We start from the raw sequence: 14,777 nt of genomic DNA on the forward strand, positions 1-14,777 counted from the left end.
CACCGCCGCCAGCACGGCCCGTACATCCACCACCGGCACGACGTTCGGCGCTACGTCCTTCCACACACCCGCCCGCGTCAGCCACTCCTTCGCGTACACCCCCGCGGGGACCGCCGCCGGCTCCGCCAGCACCACCCGGCGCAGTCCCTTCAACCCCGCCGCGTCCTCCAGCTCCAGCTTCGAAGCCGCTGGCACGATGACCACCAGACGGTTGGACACGAGGTCCACCCGCGACCCCGGCTGCACCAGTCCCGCGCGCTCCAACGCGTCCAGCTTCACCTCGTCCGCGGAGACAAAGGCATCCGCTGGGGCACCCGCCACGACCTGACGTGACAGGTCACTCGAGGCACCAAAGGCGAACCGCACGCGGTGCCCCGTCTCCCTCTGGAACGCGGGGGCGAGCGCCTGGAGCGCATCCGTGGTGCTCGCCGCCGCGAACACCAACACCTCTTCCTCCGCCCGCACGCTCCCCGCCCACATCGCCACCAGGAGCCCCAGCCACGAAAGTCGCATCCCACGCACCTCCAGAAGGCTTCTCAGCGACAACACCCGCACCATCCAAATGCTCACGCCCGAGACTACAGGTTGACCCGCCCCCACCTCGCCGCTAATGAATACTCCGTGTCACGGAATATCCATAAAGAGGAGGATGAGCTGCTCGCGGAGGATGTCGACCGCATGCAGGAGCTGATGTTCTCGCTGGGGCGTCGCCGCTCGCTTCGCGACCCCATCGCCAGCACCTGCGAGCAGCTCCAGTTCACGCCGCCCCAGGTGCACGCGCTCCTGTGGCTGGGCCTGGACGGTTCGCTCACCATGGGCGAGCTGGCCAAGCGACTGGGCGTCACCGAGAAGACCGTCACCGGCGTGGTGGACCGCCTGGAGCGCGAAGGCCACCTGCAGCGCGAGCGCGGTGAGACCGACCGGCGCGTCGTGCGCTGCCGCCTCACCGACAAGGGCCGCCAGACGTTCACCAAGCTCGACCGCTCCATGCACCGGGCCATGGGCGTGGTGATGGGCATGCTCGACCGCGAGGACCGTCAGGCCCTCTTCCGCGTGATGGAGAAGGTGCTGCTCAAGCTGGACCAGCCCACGCCGGACACCCCCTCGGGCACTTGAGTCAGGCCCCGGGCCCTCCCGTGCGTCCACCGGGCGCCCGCGCCAGCAGCAGGTGGGGCCGCAGCAGCAGCGCGAACGCCTCGCGCACCGTCCAGTAGCACCGGTCCCACGCGCGCATCCGCCCGGCGATGGGCGCGGGGCTCGTGGCCACCTCCCAGCCCTCGCGCCGGAAGCACTGCCGCGCGCGCAGCAGGTGGTACGGGTCGGAGACCACCACCACCCGGCGCGCTCCACGCTCCCGCAACACGCGCACGCTGAAGCGCGCGTTGTCGTCCGTGGAGTGGCTCTGCTCCTCCAGCACGCACGCCGACGCGGGCACGCCCGCCGCCACCGCCAGCTCCAGCATCACGCGCGCCTCGGACGGCGGATGCACCCCCACGCCGCCGGACAGGAGCAGCCAGGGCGCCACGCCCCGGTGGTACAGCGCCGCCGCCTGCTCCACGCGCGCCACCAGCGCACCGGACGGCACGCCGCCCGGCAGCACCCTCGCGCCCAGCACCACCAGCGCGTCCGCCAGGCCCGCCTGCTCACGCCGGCCAAAGCGGTCCACCCACCACGCCAACCCGAAGACGCCGCCTGTCAGCACGCCCGCGGCCACGAGCACGCCCCGGCGCAGGTGGCCGGGTCTGGGAAGGAGGGCAAGCGGTCGCATCGTGGAGAAACCTGTCCCCCGCACACGGAGCCGTGTGCAAGCCCGGATACACCGGCAGCAAGGCAGTGTGTCCGCGATAACAGGTCTCTCCCCCGCCCCGGGACAGGGTGTCCAGACGACCCGGTGAATTGTTGCGATGCGTATCGCCCGGAGGCAGGCGCGGGGACACAATAGGAAATGACCCGGCCGGGGTCCGGAGCGAACCCGGAGCGGCCGGGGGGCGTGGGAGACATACAAATGGATGTCAAAGGCGTCGCGTTCCTGGCTCGGCAGACCCTGGCGGTGCAGTCGTTCGGCGAGGCGGCGTGGAAGGGGTTCCTCGCGGAGCAGGCGAAGCGGGACCCCCTCTTCGGTCAGCCCATCATGCCGGTGACGCGCATCCCGGCGGATGCCTTCCTGCGGCTCAACGAGGCGTTCACCCAGCGCTTCTATGCCGGTGACACGAAGGCCTACTGGCAATACGGCATCAAGTCGGCGGAGTACGCGCTGGGCCAGGGCCAGCTCAAGACGATGTTCGGCAAGGACGACTTCCGCCGCTTCGCCCTGTTCACGCCCGGCATCTGGAAGGGCTACTTCACCGAGGGCGAGCTGACCGCGCAGCTGCACCAGAACGTCGTCGAGCTGCGCATCACCGGCGTGCCCCGGCCGCACGTCTACTTCGAGCTGGCCGTGATGGGCTTCGCCGCCGGGGGGCTCGCGTACCTCAGTGGCGGAAAGGAGATCCGCCACGAGGTCCTCAAGGGCTTCAGCAAGGGGGACCTGGAGGTCCTCTACCGCTTCACCCTGCCGGGCTGAGCCGGGGCCCCGCCGGACACCTCAGGGCGCGGCGGCCGCGGCGGTGGTCGTCGCCGCGTCCCGGGCCGCCGGCGCCTCGATGGCGACCTTCGGCGTGGCGGCGGGCGCAAGCCGCAGGTCGGCCACCAGTGGGTAGTGGTCGGACGCGCCCACGTGCAGCACGCGGCTGGACACCGGGGTGAACGCGCCGCACGCCATCACGTAGTCGATGCGCAGCGAGCCCAGGAACAGCGGCATCGGGTAGGTGCCCTTCGCGTCCGCGTGGGTGACCTTCGCCACGTCCTGGAGCTGGCGGCGCAAGAGGCGCACCGGACGCGAATCCGGGTCGTCGTTCAAGTCCCCCATCAGCAACCGGGGCCGCGTGTCCTTGGCCAGCAGGTTCGCGATGAAGACGCTCTGGCGGACGCGCGCCGCGCCATTGAAGGGACGGCGGATGAGGTGCGTGGCGTAGACGCTCACCTCGCGCCCGTCCACGTCCAGCACCGCGTGCGCCAGCGTGCGCGGCTCCGCGCCCCGGGGCGTGGGCAGCGGGTACTGCGCCAGCGACTCCATCGGGTAGCGCGACAAGAGCGCGATGCCGTAGTGGCCCCCGTACAGCTTCGTGGTGCCGAAGTGCGCGCGGTACTTCAGGCCGGTGAGCGCCGACAGCCGCTCCACCTGGTCCTCCCCGCCCGCGCGGGTGGAGCCCACGTCCACCTCCTGCAGCGCGACGACGTCCGGCGACTCCGCGCGGATGACGTCCGCCACCTGCGCGAGGCCGCGCAGGCCGGACTGGATGTTGAAGGTCATCACCCGCAGGGCGCCCGCGTCGCGCGCGGCCTTCGGAGCCACGGCGACGGGCGTGACGCCCGAGGAGAGGGTGGGACGCACCACGGGACCGGTGGCACAGGCCAGCGGTCCCGCGACGAGCAACAGGGTCAGGAGGGGGCTCGGTCGCATCAAGGGGCGCGATGGTAGGTCGCAGGCCCTGGCGCTGTCGTCCCACCCCACCGGGCCCGGCCGGGAAGCGGCCGGGCATCCAGGTCCCAGGGTGCGAGGTTTCGCGACGCGGACCGCGCCCTTCAGTTCGCGCGGCGGCGACGGCGCGCGGCCAGCACCGCGAACACCGCGCCCAGCAGCGGCCCACCGGCGGTCGCGGAGCAGCCGCCCTCGTCCTTCCCCTCGTCGGGGACGGGGTCCGTGCCGCCCGTGATGACCACGTCCAGCGAGGTGGTGGCGTGCGCGTCACCCGTCGCCTGCGTGTCGCCATTCACGGAGTTGCCCGCCGCGAACACCTTCAGCGTGCCGTTGGTCGCGGGCGCCACCAGCGAGAAGTCGAAGCGCGCGGTGGTGCCGGTGAAGGCCTTGGGCAGCGAATGCGTCAGCTCCCCGTTCACCAGCTTCGTGCCGGAGCCCGCGGTGAGCGTCGCGCCCGCCACGCCATCCGTCGCCACGTTCATGCCCGCCTTCACGGCGGGGCCGCCGGTGATGACCAGCGAGTAGTTGCCCGTCTGGCCCGCGGTCAGCGCGGACGGACCCTCCAGCGTCACCGTGGGGGCGCTGGCACCGCCGCCGTGGCAGCCGGACGCCGTGCACGACACGCTCTGCTTGCCACTGCGCCCGGGCATGCCGGTGGAGTTGGCGGACGCGGAGCCCGCGACAAGGCACACCACGACCGCGCCGACAGACGAAAGAAAGGACCGCATGGGACGAACCTCCTGAGGGGGAAAATCAGGGAAGACGAGGAGGTCCCCTTCTAGCGCAGTGCGGCGTGGAGTGCAGCAGGCGACATCCGCATCACCCACCAGGGCAGGACGCACCGCGACCTACAGCCAGGCGAAGGCGTCGTGCAGGGCCTTCTGGCCACCGTGCTCCAGCACCTCGCCGTGGCACACCACCACGCGCTCCACGTCCCACGTGAGCGCGCGCTGGAGGGCGGCCCGCGCGGCCTGCCTGTCCTTCGTCAGCACGCGGATGAGGAGGGGGGCGGCGAAGCGCTTCCAGACGCGTTCGACCCGCGCGTACAGGCGCAGCTTCCAGGAGTCCGCGTGCTGGTAGTGGAAGACCAGGTCGGTGACGAGCAGCGTGCGGGACGGCCGGTGGAAGAAGAGGAACTCGCCCAGCTTGGGCATGCCGCGCACGTGCACCTGGTCCACCACGGAGGCCCAGCCCGCGTCCGGCGCGTCGCCCAGCTCCTGGTCGATCCTCAGCGCGGGCTGCTTCGCGCGCAGTCCCGGCGGGGCCACCACCTTCGCGTCCGGGAAGGCGGCGGACCAGTCCGGCAGGTGCAGGTGGTGGTAGAGGTTGGGGGCGACGAGGAAGCGCACCGGCCCCAGGGCCTCCAGCGCGGCCCGCCGCTCCGGGGTGAAGGCGACGGGCGAGTGCACCCACAGTCCGCCGTCCGGCAGGCGGAGGACCGTCATGCGCCCGCCCACCTCGATTCCAAGAAAGGTGAACGGCGCGTCGAGGACGTGGACGTCGTCGGTGAGCTTCCGGAGGCCGGCGTCAGGCGTCATGGGCATGGCAGGTCTGACTTCAAGCATGGGCGAAGTCTCCGGGAGGAGTCCGGGCACGGTCCGGCGTTGATTTCCGGAACATCCCAGCGTAGGCAACCCCCTCTCTACATCCCCTAGCAAGGTTCCCAGCACATGGCCGACAAGCTCACGCCCCGCGAGAAGGGCTTTTCCGAGTGGTACGTCGATCTGGTCCAGAAGGCGAAGCTCGCTGACTACTCGGACGTGAAGGGCTGCATGGTCATCCGTCCCAACGGCTATGCGCTGTGGGAGAACATCCAGCGGACGTTGGACGCGAAGTTCAAGCAGGTGGGCGTCAAGAACGCCTACTTCCCGCTCCTCATCCCGGAGAGCTACCTCAAGAAGGAAGCGGAGCACGTCGAGGGCTTCAACCCCCAGCTCGCCGTCGTCACGCACGCGGGCGGCCAGAAGCTGGAGGAGCCGTACGTCATCCGGCCCACGTCGGAGACCATCATCAACCGCAGCTTCGCGAAGTGGGTGCAGAGCTACCGCGACCTGCCGCTGCTCATCAACCAGTGGGCCAACGTGATGCGCTGGGAGATGCGCACCCGTCTGTTCCTGCGCACCACGGAGTTCCTCTGGCAGGAAGGCCACACCTGTCATGAGACGGAGGACGACGCGGAGAAGATGACCCTCCAGATGCTGGAGGTCTACCGCGAGTTCGCCGAGGACTACATGGCGATGCCCGTGCTGACCGGGCGCAAGACGGAGTCGGAGCGGTTCGCCGGCGCGCTGCGCACGTACAGCATCGAGGCGATGATGCAGGACAAGAAGGCGCTGCAGGCGGGCACCAGCCACAACCTGGGCCAGAACTTCGCCAAGGCCTTCGAGACCAAGTTCCAGGGCCGCGACGGCCGCGAGCACTTCGTGTGGCAGACGTCCTGGGGCGTGTCCACGCGCCTCATCGGCGGGCTCATCCTCACGCACTCGGATGACTCGGGCCTCATCGTGCCGCCGAAGCTGGCGGCCACGCACGTGGTCATCATCCCCATCGCCGGCAAGGCGACGGACGCGGAGAAGACGCAGGTGCTGGAGAAGGCGCACGCCCTGGGCGCGGACCTGCGCAAGGCGGGCCTGGGCGTGGTGGTGGACGACGACGACAGCAAGGGCCCGGGCTTCAAGTACAACGAGCACGAGCTCATCGGCACGTGCGTGCGCATCGAGATTGGCCCCAAGGACCTGGCGAAGAACTCCTGCGTGATGGTGCGCCGCGACCTGAAGCAGAAGGAGTTCGTGCCGCTGGACGAGGCCGTGGCCAAGGCCCAGGCCATGCTGGACCAGATGCAGAAGGACCTGTTCCAGAAGGCCAAGGCCTTCCGCGACGCCAACACCCACGAGGTCAACTCCCTGGAGGAGCTGAAGGCGCGCGCGGATGACGGCTTCCTGCTGGCGCACTGGAACGGCGACGCCAAGGTGGAGGCGCGCATCAAGGAGGAGACGGGCCTCACCACCCGGTGCCGGCCCTTCAACCTCAAGCAGGAACCGGGCAAGTGCGTGATGACGGGCGAGCCGTCCCCGGGCCGCATCGTGTTCGCCAAGGCTTACTGAAGCCTCGGGCCGCAACGACTTCACGGGGGCTGGGAGGTTTTCCTCCCGGCCCCTGTTTCGTTTCAGCTCGCGGCGAGCAGGACGCGCTTTTTGGGCAGGAAGGTGGCCACCGGCTCCGGCTTGCCCTGCACGGGCAGCGGGGCGGCGGCCTCGAAGTCGAAGGTCTCCGCGCAGCGCTCGCGCGTGGCGTTGGAGACGAGCACCGGGGCGCCCACCTTCTTCGTGAGCCCCTCGATGCGGCTGGCCAGGTTCACCGCGTCGCCGATGACGGTGTACTCGCGGCGCTGCTCGCTGCCCACGGCGCCCACCACCACGCGCCCGGTGTGCACGCCCACGCCGATGTGGAGGATGCCTTCACCCCGCGCGGCGCGCTCCTGGTTGAGCTTCTCCAGCGCCTCCAGCATGGCCAGCGCGCACGACACCGCGGCGGCCGGGTGGCCGGGCTGCTCCAGCGGCGCGCCGAAGTACGCGAGGATGCCGTCGCCCAGGAACTTGTCCAACGTGCCGCCGTGGCGGAACACCACCTCCACCATGCGGGACAGGTATTCGTTGAGCAGCGCCACCACCTGGGGGCTGTCCATCCGGTCCGACAGCGTGGTGAAGCCGCGGATGTCGGAGAACAGCAGCGTCACCTCGCGGTGCTCACCGGCCTCGCCGTCGGTGCCCTTCTCGGAGATGCGCCGGGCGACCTCCGGGGAGAAGAAGCGCCCCAGCCGCTCGCGCTGCATCTCCTCGCGCACCACGTCCGTCACCAGCCCCAGCACCGTGCGGCTGACGAAGAAGGCCACCGCGGACGCGAGCGCCATCACCAGCACCATGCCGGGCAGGAACTGGGAGGCCTGCAGGCCCGCGCCCAGCGACAGGAGCGCCGCCCCCGCGATGCCCAGCAGCGTGGCCGCCACGACGACCAGGCGCGACAGCGTCACCATGGACACGACGACCACCAGCACCATGTACACACCCATGGTCAGCAGCGCGGCGGGCACGCCGTTGGAGGAGACCTGGATGGCCTGGCTCTGCAGGAAGTAGATGAGCGGCATGTCGATGAGCGCCACGCCCAGCGCGGGCCGCTTCAGCACCCACGGCACCCGGCGCGCGACCGCCCACAGCAGCGCCGCCAGCCCGATGTAGCAACCCAGCACCGGGCGCGACACGCGCCAGTCATCCAGGATGGCCAGGAGCAGCCACGCCCCCGTCGCGCCGACGCGCATCACGTTGAGCCAGGACCCCACGTCGGCCCGCCACTCATCCAGGCGGCTCTTCAGGGCGGTTTCGACTCGGGAGCGGTAGAACAGTGACAGCATGTTTCACGAAACCTACTCCACGGATGGTTCTGTCTCCAGACGTCGCCGGCTGCGTTAGGGTCCGGCCTCATGGCGAGCATCGGGCACGTAGCGGTGGGCATGGCGCTGGGGCGCTTCGAGGCAGGGGCAGCCCCCTGGCGGCGGCGGGTGGCGGTGATGGGATTCATGTCCCTGCTCGCCCTCCTGCCGGACGCGGACGTGGTGGCGTTCGCGCTGCGCATCCCCTACGCGGCGCCCTGGGGACACCGCGGTGCGTCGCACTCGTTCGTGTTCGCGGGGCTGGTGGCGCTCGCGGTGGCGGGGCTGGCCCGGTGGAAGGGGGAGTCCGGCACGCGCTGGGGTCTGCTGACACTCATCGCGGTGGGCAGCCACGGCATCCTGGACGCGCTCACCGACGGAGGGCTGGGCGCGGCGCTCTACTGGCCCTTCTCCCACGCGCGCGTCTTCGCCCCGGTGCGCCCGCTGCCGGTGTCTCCCATTGGAGCGGGGATGCTTTCCGCGCGAGGGCTGTACGTGAGCCTCGTGGAGTTGCTCGTCTTCCTGCCTGCCTGGGCCTATGCGCTGTGGCCGGCCCGGCGGGCGCGCGCCCCCTGAGCGCAATGCCGTCGGAAGGAGGACCGTCGCGATGCGCCTGTTCACCGCCGTGACCCTGGGGGACACCCTCACCGCCGAGGCCGAGCGGGGCATCGAGCGCCTGCGCGCCCACGCCCCGGAGGCGAAGTGGGTGAAGCCGGAGGGCGTGCACCTGACGCTGCTGTTCCTGGGGGACGTGGACCCCTCCTGCGTGTCCCTGCTCCACGACGCGCTGGAGCCGGTGGGCCCGCGCCACGCGCCGTTCGTGCTGTCGGTGGAAGGCGGCGGGACGTTTGGCGCGCCGACCCACCCGAGCGTGCTCTGGGCCGACGTGCGCGGGGCCCTCTGCGCGCTGAAGGCGCTCCAGGCGGACGTGGCCTTGGCGCTGGCCCCCCTGGGCTTCGCCTCCGAACACCGGGAGTACACCGCGCACCTGACCCTGGCCCGCTCGAAGCGGCCGCACGGGGACCCGGCGCTGGCGGCGTGCGCGCGCATCCTCGGCCAGGAGTCCTGGGGCCAGGGACTCGTGGACCGGCTGGTGCTGTTCGAGAGCGCGGGCGGCCACTACACGTCCCGCCTGGAGGTCCTCCTGGGCGCGCGCTAGCAGGCGCGCAGCGACTGCGGATCCGCCACCGGCACGGCGGCGGGCAGCGTGACGGTGAGCAGCGTGCCCCGCCCCTCGCGGCTCTCCGCGCGCAGCGTGCCGCCCAGGTCGGTGACGATGGTGTGGCTCACCGACAGGCCCAGGCCGGTGCTGCTGGGGCCCGCGGCGACGAACGGCTCGAAGATGCGCGCGAGCACGTCCGGGGGCAGGCCCTTGCCCGTGTCCTGGACCTCCACCACCGCCGCGCCATCCTCGCTGGTGTAGGCCGCGACGCGCAGCACGTTGCGCTCCGCGTCCTGCGGATCCATGGCCTGCACGGCGTTGAGCAGCAGGTTGAGGAACAACTGGGTGAGGCGCGCCTCGTCCCCGTCCACCGTGGGCAGGTCGTGGAAGTCGCGCTCCAGCCGCGCGCGGTGCTGCAGCTCTCCGCGCAACAGCTTGAGCGCGTTCTCCAGCACCGGCTGCACGGCCACGCGGGCGCGGTGCTCGGGCGGCTTGCGCGACAGCGTGCGCAGGTCCTGCACGATGTGCTTGAGCCGGGTGGCGCCCTCCACCGTTTCGCCCAGCGCCTCCAGGACGTCGTCCAGGTCGGCGCGCGGCACGGCCTGTCCGGCGAGCATCGGCTGCTTGAGCCGATCCAACTCCTCCCGGATGAAGGAGAGGTTCGCCAGCACGAAGGCCAGCGGGTTGTTCATCTCATGGCCCACCGCCGCCGCGAGCGACCCGAGCGCGGACAGCCGGTCCGCCTGGAACAGCTTCGCCTCCAGCTGCTTTCGCAGCGTCACGTCGCGCGCGAACACGCGCAGGCCCGGCGGATCCCAGAGCTGCGTGACGGTGAGCTCCCAGTAGCGGCCATCCAGGTGCACCGTGGGCATGGGCTCGTTCGGGGGCGCCCCCCGCCAGGCCCAGGTGAGCGCCGCGTGCACCAGGGGGTGCTGCGCGCCGCGCTCCACCAGGTCCTGGAATGCCACGTGCGTCGCGGGGTTCGCGTACCGCAGCTCCCCGTCCATGCCCAACTCCAGCAGCGGCTCCGGGTGCAGCAGCGGGAAGGACGCCAGCCGGTACAGGGGCTCCTCCAGCGAGCGCAGCCCGGTGACGTCGCGCGCCAGCAGGCCCAGGCGGACGCCGATGTCCCCCGGAGCCGGAGCACAGGGGGTGATCTCCGCCGCGTAGACGCGCTCCTCGCCGCCCACGGAGAGCCGGTACTCCAGCCGCCCGTCGGAGCCGCCCCGGAGGACGGCGCGGACCAGGGACATGAGGGGCTCGCTCGCCTCGGCGCCCAGGACCTCGTCCAGCCTGCGGCCCCCGGCGCTGCGCACGTCGCGGCCGAAGACGCGGCCCGACGGGGACCACAGGTGCAGACAGCGCCCCTCCGCATCCAGTTCGCCCGTCACGTACTCCGCGCCCTGCGAGGGGCGGGGGCTGGACACCGGCGCGCCCGGGCCCGGGGAGCGGATGAAGCCCTCCACCCGGAAGGGGCCCATGAGCATCTCCAGGCCCGCGCCGTCGGTGTTCATCCGGGTGAGGACGGAGAGCAGCAGCTCCGAGTCCGCGTCCGACAGGCGCCTGGTGAGGATGAGGCCGTCGGCGAGCGTGGAGGTGGTGAAGAGAAAGGGCGTGAGCTGGGGCGCGTCCGCGCCCAGGTACGACGTCAGCGTGGCGCGCATGGCGTGCGCGTCGGTGTGGTTGGAGAAGATGGCGGCCACGTCCGACTCGCCGCGCAGCACCGCGTCCAATGCCTTGCGGTAGGTGCCCAGGAAGCGCTGTTCGGAGAAGAGCGCGTCCGGGCGGAGCCCCAGCGACTCCAGGTAGCGCACGGGCAGCAGGTGTCCTCCGGTGGAGCGCGGCGCCACCCAGGCCACGCGCTTGCCCTGGAGCGTCTCCAGCGTGAGCGGCGCGTCCGCGCGACACACCAGCGCGGAATGGTAGTGCCAGCTGCCTGAACGCACCGCGCGAAGCACCGCCCGGGCCTGCGGCTCAAAGGCATTGCACTGCTCGGCGGTTCCCCACGCCATGTCCACGCGGCCCGCCACCAGCTCCGCCTCCAATGCCTCATAGGTCGGAGACATGGACATCACCACCGGCCGACCCAGCCGTTCCGACAGGGCCCGCGCGAACAACTCCACGCGGACATGCTCCCGGATCTCCCCCAACGAGGGGTAGAGCAGGCAACGGATGGGGGCGCTCGACGCGGTCACGGCAGAATCCTCCGGTTTCCCCCCTCCTCCGGCGGCCCCAGCTCCGGGCCCCCGGTTCACGACTTCCGCCACCTTGCCTGAACTCTTACGCCATTGCACATAATTCCTGAATCACTGAAATAAATTGGTTCCCCAGGTTTACCACACTCTGACCCAGGGTCGTCATTGACCAGGGGCCTGGGAAGGCGCCAGGAGCCTGCTGAGAGCAATGGCACCATGTCTGCACAGCAGCCTTACAGGCGAAGGCAAACCCCTGAAAGGACTGGGCGGATGGCATTGAGAGGCAAGGCACTGTGGGTAGGCATCACCGGGATGGGCGGGGTGCTGTGGTTGGGCGCCCGCGGTGTGGAGGCGGCGCCACACACCGCTGAGGGCACGGGGGTGGAGGCGAAGGTGCGGACCGGGGACGTGGTGTTCCAGACCTCTGGATCGCGGCAGTCCAAAGCCATCCAGGTGGCGACGCACAGCCCGCTGTCGCACGTGGGGCTGGTGGAGGTGACGCCAGAGGGGGCGTTCGTGGTGGAGGCGGTGCAGCCTGTGAAGCGCACCCCGTTCGGCCAATGGAAGGCGCGCGGGGTGAAGGGGCGGCTGCTGGTGTTGCGGCCCACGGGCGTGGAGGCCGCGGCGAAGGAGCGCGTGGTGGCGGAGGCGAAGCGACATCTGGGCAAGCCGTACGACGCGCTCTTCGGGTGGGGGGATGAGGCGATGTACTGCTCGGAGCTGGTGCGCAAGGCGTACGCGGCGGGCGCGGGGGTGGAGTACGGGAAGATGGAGAAGCTGGGCACGCTGGATGTGGCGGGCCTGAAGCGGGAGATCTCCGAGCGCTACCGGGGCGCGATTCCCGTGGACCTGGAGCTGGTGACGCCCGCGAGCATGGCGGCCGATGCCCGGCTGGAGGTGGTGCACTCGGACTTCCCGGAGGCGCGCTGAGGCAGGCCCCGGCGCCCCGTTCGTTTCCTGGCGACCCGGAAAGCAAGACAGGGGCTCACACGCGGGGTGAAGGACCGGTAGGGTTGGCGTCATGCGACACCTTCTTCTGCTGCTGCCCTTGTTCGCCCTCGCGGGCTGTAAGGACCCCCAGGACGGGGTGAAGGTCACCGTCACGTCCACGGGCTTCGTGCCGGGCTGCCTCCGGGTGACGGCCCGGGATGACGCCAGCCAGGAGACCCGGTCCACGGCGCTGGCGGGCAAGGGCGCGCCTTCCGTCGGCGGCAGCGTGCTGGTGGGCGTCGTCCTGCCGGAGGACTGGGGCACCGGGCTCACGCTCAAGGCGGAGGCGTTCGAGGCGCCCTTCGTGACGGACCAGGACTGCACGGGGAAGGTCGTCGCGTCCGGGGAAGGACCGGTCACCATCGTCCGGGGCGAGGCGGCGAAGGGCAATCCCCCGGAGCTCAAGCTGGCGCTGAGCGCCGCCGACCAGGATGGGGATGGCTACATCCTCAAGAACGCGGACGGAACGGGCGGCACGGACTGCGATGACGACCGGGAGACGGGGGCCTCCGTCCACCCGGGCGCCACCGAGCGGTGCAACGACCGGGACGATGACTGCAGCGGCGACGATGACCAGACGTTCTTCGGGCTGGGGGTCGCCTGCACGCAGGATGGGGGCTGCACGGGGAAGCTCGAGTGCGCGTTCAACAAGGTCGGGACCACCTGCAACGCGCCCACGCCGACGCTGGCCTGGGTGGATGGGGACGACGACAAGGTGGGCAAGGCGGGCGTGGAGCCCACCCCGTTCTGCGCCCCGAACACCGTGCCCGACGCGGGCTTCGTGCCGTTCAACGCGCGGCATGACGACTGCGACGACGGGAACAAGAAGGTCAATCCCCTGGAGGCGGAGACGTGCGACGGGGTGGACAACAACTGCGACGGCACCACGGACATCCTGACGAGCACCTGCGATACGCCCGACACGCATTGCGCGGGGCTCATGGCCTGCACGGGCCGCACCGAGGGCAAGGTGGATGGCGGCACGTTCTGCATGGGAACGGCCGCGCCTTCCAACTGGTCCCGGGATGAAGACCTGGACAACCACGGCAGCGATGAGGCGCAGGTCATCGTGTCCTGCATCCGGCCGGATGCCGACTACGCGCCCCAGGCGGGTGACTGCGATGATGGCAACCCCTTCATCCACGAGGGCGCGCCCGAGCTGTGTGACAGCCAGGACAACGACTGCAACCCGATGACAACCGAGGCCGGGGTCTGTCCCGCCGGAGGGCCCACCTGGGCCACCCAGGATGTCGGAACGGATCCAAGCCGCGACTGGCTGGGCGTGTCCGTGTACGGCAACGGTGGCGTCTGGATTGTCGGCACCGGCTCGGGCCGGGCGGTCAAGGTCCCCACGCTCAACGCCTTCAAGGTCCTCGACGGAGCCTGCACGGATGGCTCGACACCTCAAATCCTCCCCAGTGTCTGGGCGGATCCCTCCACCGACACCGCCTATATCGGCAGGGATGAAGGCCAGCTCATCGTCCAGACACCGACCAGCACGGACTGCACGCCCAGGACCCCCGTGACGCCCAACACCACGACCACCACGGGCCTGAAGGGCTTCGCCACCAACGGCGGGGGCGTGAAGCTCTTCGGGACGGGGAAGCAGGGGGCGACGACTCATGGCGTGACCTTCCAGTGGAATGGCGGAGGCAGCACCGTGAATGCGCAGGGCCGCAACAACCTGGTCCTGTCCGCCGTGCACGGCATCTCCGAGAGCACCCTCTTCGCCGTGGGCGTGGAAAACGATGGCAAGGGCGCGGTCCTTCGCTACACGGGCAACCAGCCGCCTCCGGCGGATTGGGTGAAGGACACGAGCGTCCCGAACGCCGCCAGCGCGCTGACCGCCGTCCATGTCGTCAACGCGAAGCTTGCCTATGCGGTGAGTGACTCGGGCCAGTTGCTGCAATGGAATGGCACCGAGTGGTCCATCGACAGCTCAGGGGCGCCCCCTGGCAGCTACACGGGCGTCCTGGCCTTCGGAAAGAACGCCATCTTCATCAGCACGCTCGGGGGCACGGTGCTCCGCTACGACGGCTCCGTCTGGGACACCTCGACGGCGAGCAACCCCAAGCATGGCATCGCGGGCACCAGTCCGGCGGACATCTGGGTCGTGGGCCAGGACCGGCAGGTGACCCACTACCCGTTCTGGCCCCAGTAGCAGGAGCGGCCACCGGGCCGGACTTCGTCCCTGTCGAAGTCCGGTCCGGGTCACGGTGGAGCGCTGGGCGTCAGCGCTTCACCCGCAGGACCTGGAAGCCCTTCCCTCCCACGCCGAAGCCCTTCAGGTTCTCCGCCCGCACCACCAGGTCGCCGGAGGCCAGTACGCCCCACACGTCCGCGCGGGCCAGGTCCGTGCTTGATCCCCGCTCGTAGCGCCGCGCCTCGCGCCACGTCGTGCCGTCCGCGCTGGTGAAGAGCCGCGCGTACACGTCCGCGTCGGACTGCACGTCTCCCACGCTCGCCCTCCCCGTCCCCAGCACC

Annotated in this window: 14 protein-coding genes and 1 pseudogene; 7 read left to right on the forward strand and 8 right to left on the reverse strand. The window is 70.6% G+C overall.

The window, feature by feature from the left end; genetic code table 11:
• On the reverse strand, nt 1–513 hold a 513-nt coding region (gene modA / locus D7Y13_RS26330), incomplete at its 3' end, for a molybdate ABC transporter substrate-binding protein (protein WP_120630800.1).
• 108 nt (nt 514–621) lie between these two features.
• On the opposite strand from modA, the gene D7Y13_RS26335 reads away from it, so the two are divergent.
• Nucleotides 622–1,116, forward strand: coding sequence for a MarR family winged helix-turn-helix transcriptional regulator (locus tag D7Y13_RS26335; RefSeq protein WP_120585327.1), 495 nt, complete (start codon nt 622–624; stop codon nt 1,114–1,116).
• Between the two features lies 1 nt (nt 1,117).
• On the opposite strand, the gene D7Y13_RS26340 is transcribed toward D7Y13_RS26335, so the two are convergent.
• Complete coding sequence (locus D7Y13_RS26340) at nt 1,118–1,768, reverse strand: YdcF family protein (RefSeq protein ID WP_120585328.1); 651 nt, start codon at nt 1,766–1,768, stop codon at nt 1,118–1,120.
• 237 nt (nt 1,769–2,005) lie between these two features.
• On the opposite strand from D7Y13_RS26340, the gene D7Y13_RS26345 reads away from it, so the two are divergent.
• Entirely contained in the window at nt 2,006–2,563 is a 558-nt protein-coding gene (locus D7Y13_RS26345) for a hypothetical protein (RefSeq protein ID WP_120536166.1), read from the forward strand.
• A gap of 21 nt (nt 2,564–2,584) precedes the next feature.
• Here the strand turns inward: D7Y13_RS26345 and D7Y13_RS26350 are convergent, their stop codons facing one another.
• The 3 genes from D7Y13_RS26350 to D7Y13_RS26360 form a co-directional block, all read right to left on the reverse strand.
• Entirely contained in the window at nt 2,585–3,502 is a 918-nt protein-coding gene (locus D7Y13_RS26350) for an endonuclease/exonuclease/phosphatase family protein (protein ID WP_120585329.1), read from the reverse strand.
• A gap of 122 nt (nt 3,503–3,624) precedes the next feature.
• Nucleotides 3,625–4,248, reverse strand: coding sequence for an MXAN_6652 family MXYO-CTERM-anchored protein (locus D7Y13_RS26355; protein ID WP_120585330.1), 624 nt, complete (start codon nt 4,246–4,248; stop codon nt 3,625–3,627).
• A gap of 120 nt (nt 4,249–4,368) precedes the next feature.
• On the reverse strand, nt 4,369–5,064 hold the full coding sequence (locus D7Y13_RS26360) for a DUF4336 domain-containing protein (protein ID WP_233595865.1): 696 nt from the start codon (nt 5,062–5,064) through the stop codon (nt 4,369–4,371).
• A gap of 126 nt (nt 5,065–5,190) precedes the next feature.
• Here D7Y13_RS26360 and proS point away from each other — a divergent pair, with 126 nt between their 5' ends.
• The gene (gene proS / locus D7Y13_RS26365; RefSeq protein ID WP_120536164.1) at nt 5,191–6,624 is read left to right on the forward strand and encodes a proline--tRNA ligase; all 1,434 of its coding nucleotides are present in this window, start codon (nt 5,191–5,193) and stop codon (nt 6,622–6,624) included.
• Between the two features lie 62 nt (nt 6,625–6,686).
• Here the strand turns inward: proS and D7Y13_RS26370 are convergent, their stop codons facing one another.
• Nucleotides 6,687–7,928: an adenylate/guanylate cyclase domain-containing protein gene (locus tag D7Y13_RS26370; protein WP_120536163.1), complete on the reverse strand. Its 1,242-nt coding sequence runs from the start codon at nt 7,926–7,928 to the stop codon at nt 6,687–6,689.
• 69 nt (nt 7,929–7,997) lie between these two features.
• On the opposite strand from D7Y13_RS26370, the gene D7Y13_RS26375 reads away from it, so the two are divergent.
• Together D7Y13_RS26375 and thpR are read left to right on the forward strand one after the other, a co-directional pair.
• Nucleotides 7,998–8,522 (forward strand): metal-dependent hydrolase, encoded by a 525-nt coding sequence (locus tag D7Y13_RS26375; protein WP_120585331.1) that lies wholly within the window; start codon nt 7,998–8,000, stop codon nt 8,520–8,522.
• A 31-nt stretch (nt 8,523–8,553) separates the two neighbouring features.
• Nucleotides 8,554–9,105, forward strand: coding sequence for an RNA 2',3'-cyclic phosphodiesterase (gene thpR / locus D7Y13_RS26380; RefSeq protein WP_120585332.1), 552 nt, complete (start codon nt 8,554–8,556; stop codon nt 9,103–9,105).
• Here thpR and D7Y13_RS26385 read toward each other — a convergent pair.
• Complete coding sequence (locus D7Y13_RS26385; RefSeq protein WP_120585333.1) at nt 9,102–11,303, reverse strand: PhnD/SsuA/transferrin family substrate-binding protein; 2,202 nt, start codon at nt 11,301–11,303, stop codon at nt 9,102–9,104. The genes thpR and D7Y13_RS26385 overlap by 4 nt on opposite strands.
• 270 nt (nt 11,304–11,573) lie before the next feature.
• On the opposite strand from D7Y13_RS26385, the gene D7Y13_RS26390 reads away from it, so the two are divergent.
• Together D7Y13_RS26390 and D7Y13_RS26395 are read left to right on the forward strand one after the other, a co-directional pair.
• The gene (locus D7Y13_RS26390) at nt 11,574–12,233 is read left to right on the forward strand and encodes a YiiX/YebB-like N1pC/P60 family cysteine hydrolase (protein WP_233595866.1); all 660 of its coding nucleotides are present in this window, start codon (nt 11,574–11,576) and stop codon (nt 12,231–12,233) included.
• Between the two features lie 91 nt (nt 12,234–12,324).
• Nucleotides 12,325–14,454: a putative metal-binding motif-containing protein gene (locus D7Y13_RS26395; protein ID WP_120585334.1), complete on the forward strand. Its 2,130-nt coding sequence runs from the start codon at nt 12,325–12,327 to the stop codon at nt 14,452–14,454.
• Nucleotides 14,455–14,524: 70 nt separating this feature from the next.
• On the opposite strand, the pseudogene D7Y13_RS26400 reads toward D7Y13_RS26395, so the two are convergent.
• Nucleotides 14,525–14,777, reverse strand: a pseudogene (locus tag D7Y13_RS26400) (WD40/YVTN/BNR-like repeat-containing protein); the annotation flags it as partial.

Source organism: Corallococcus praedator, assembly GCF_003612125.1.
Lineage (GTDB): Bacteria > Myxococcota > Myxococcia > Myxococcales > Myxococcaceae > Corallococcus > Corallococcus praedator.

What these genes read in the sequence shown, in the direction of transcription:
- D7Y13_RS26395 (WP_120585334.1), top strand. Translation starts at nt 12,325, where the DNA reads ATGCGACACCTTCTTCTGCTGCTGCCCTTGTTCGCCCTCGCGGGCTGT.
- D7Y13_RS26340 (WP_120585328.1), bottom strand. Translation starts at nt 1,768, where the DNA reads ATGCGACCGCTTGCCCTCCTTCCCAGACCCGGCCACCTGCGCCGGGGC.
- D7Y13_RS26390 (WP_233595866.1), top strand. Translation starts at nt 11,574, where the DNA reads ATGGCATTGAGAGGCAAGGCACTGTGGGTAGGCATCACCGGGATGGGC.
- D7Y13_RS26350 (WP_120585329.1), bottom strand. Translation starts at nt 3,502, where the DNA reads ATGCGACCGAGCCCCCTCCTGACCCTGTTGCTCGTCGCGGGACCGCTG.
- D7Y13_RS26360 (WP_233595865.1), bottom strand. Translation starts at nt 5,064, where the DNA reads ATGCCCATGACGCCTGACGCCGGCCTCCGGAAGCTCACCGACGACGTC.
- proS (WP_120536164.1), top strand. Translation starts at nt 5,191, where the DNA reads ATGGCCGACAAGCTCACGCCCCGCGAGAAGGGCTTTTCCGAGTGGTAC.
- D7Y13_RS26355 (WP_120585330.1), bottom strand. Translation starts at nt 4,248, where the DNA reads ATGCGGTCCTTTCTTTCGTCTGTCGGCGCGGTCGTGGTGTGCCTTGTC.
- thpR (WP_120585332.1), top strand. Translation starts at nt 8,554, where the DNA reads ATGCGCCTGTTCACCGCCGTGACCCTGGGGGACACCCTCACCGCCGAG.
- D7Y13_RS26345 (WP_120536166.1), top strand. Translation starts at nt 2,006, where the DNA reads ATGGATGTCAAAGGCGTCGCGTTCCTGGCTCGGCAGACCCTGGCGGTG.
- D7Y13_RS26375 (WP_120585331.1), top strand. Translation starts at nt 7,998, where the DNA reads ATGGCGAGCATCGGGCACGTAGCGGTGGGCATGGCGCTGGGGCGCTTC.
- D7Y13_RS26370 (WP_120536163.1), bottom strand. Translation starts at nt 7,928, where the DNA reads ATGCTGTCACTGTTCTACCGCTCCCGAGTCGAAACCGCCCTGAAGAGC.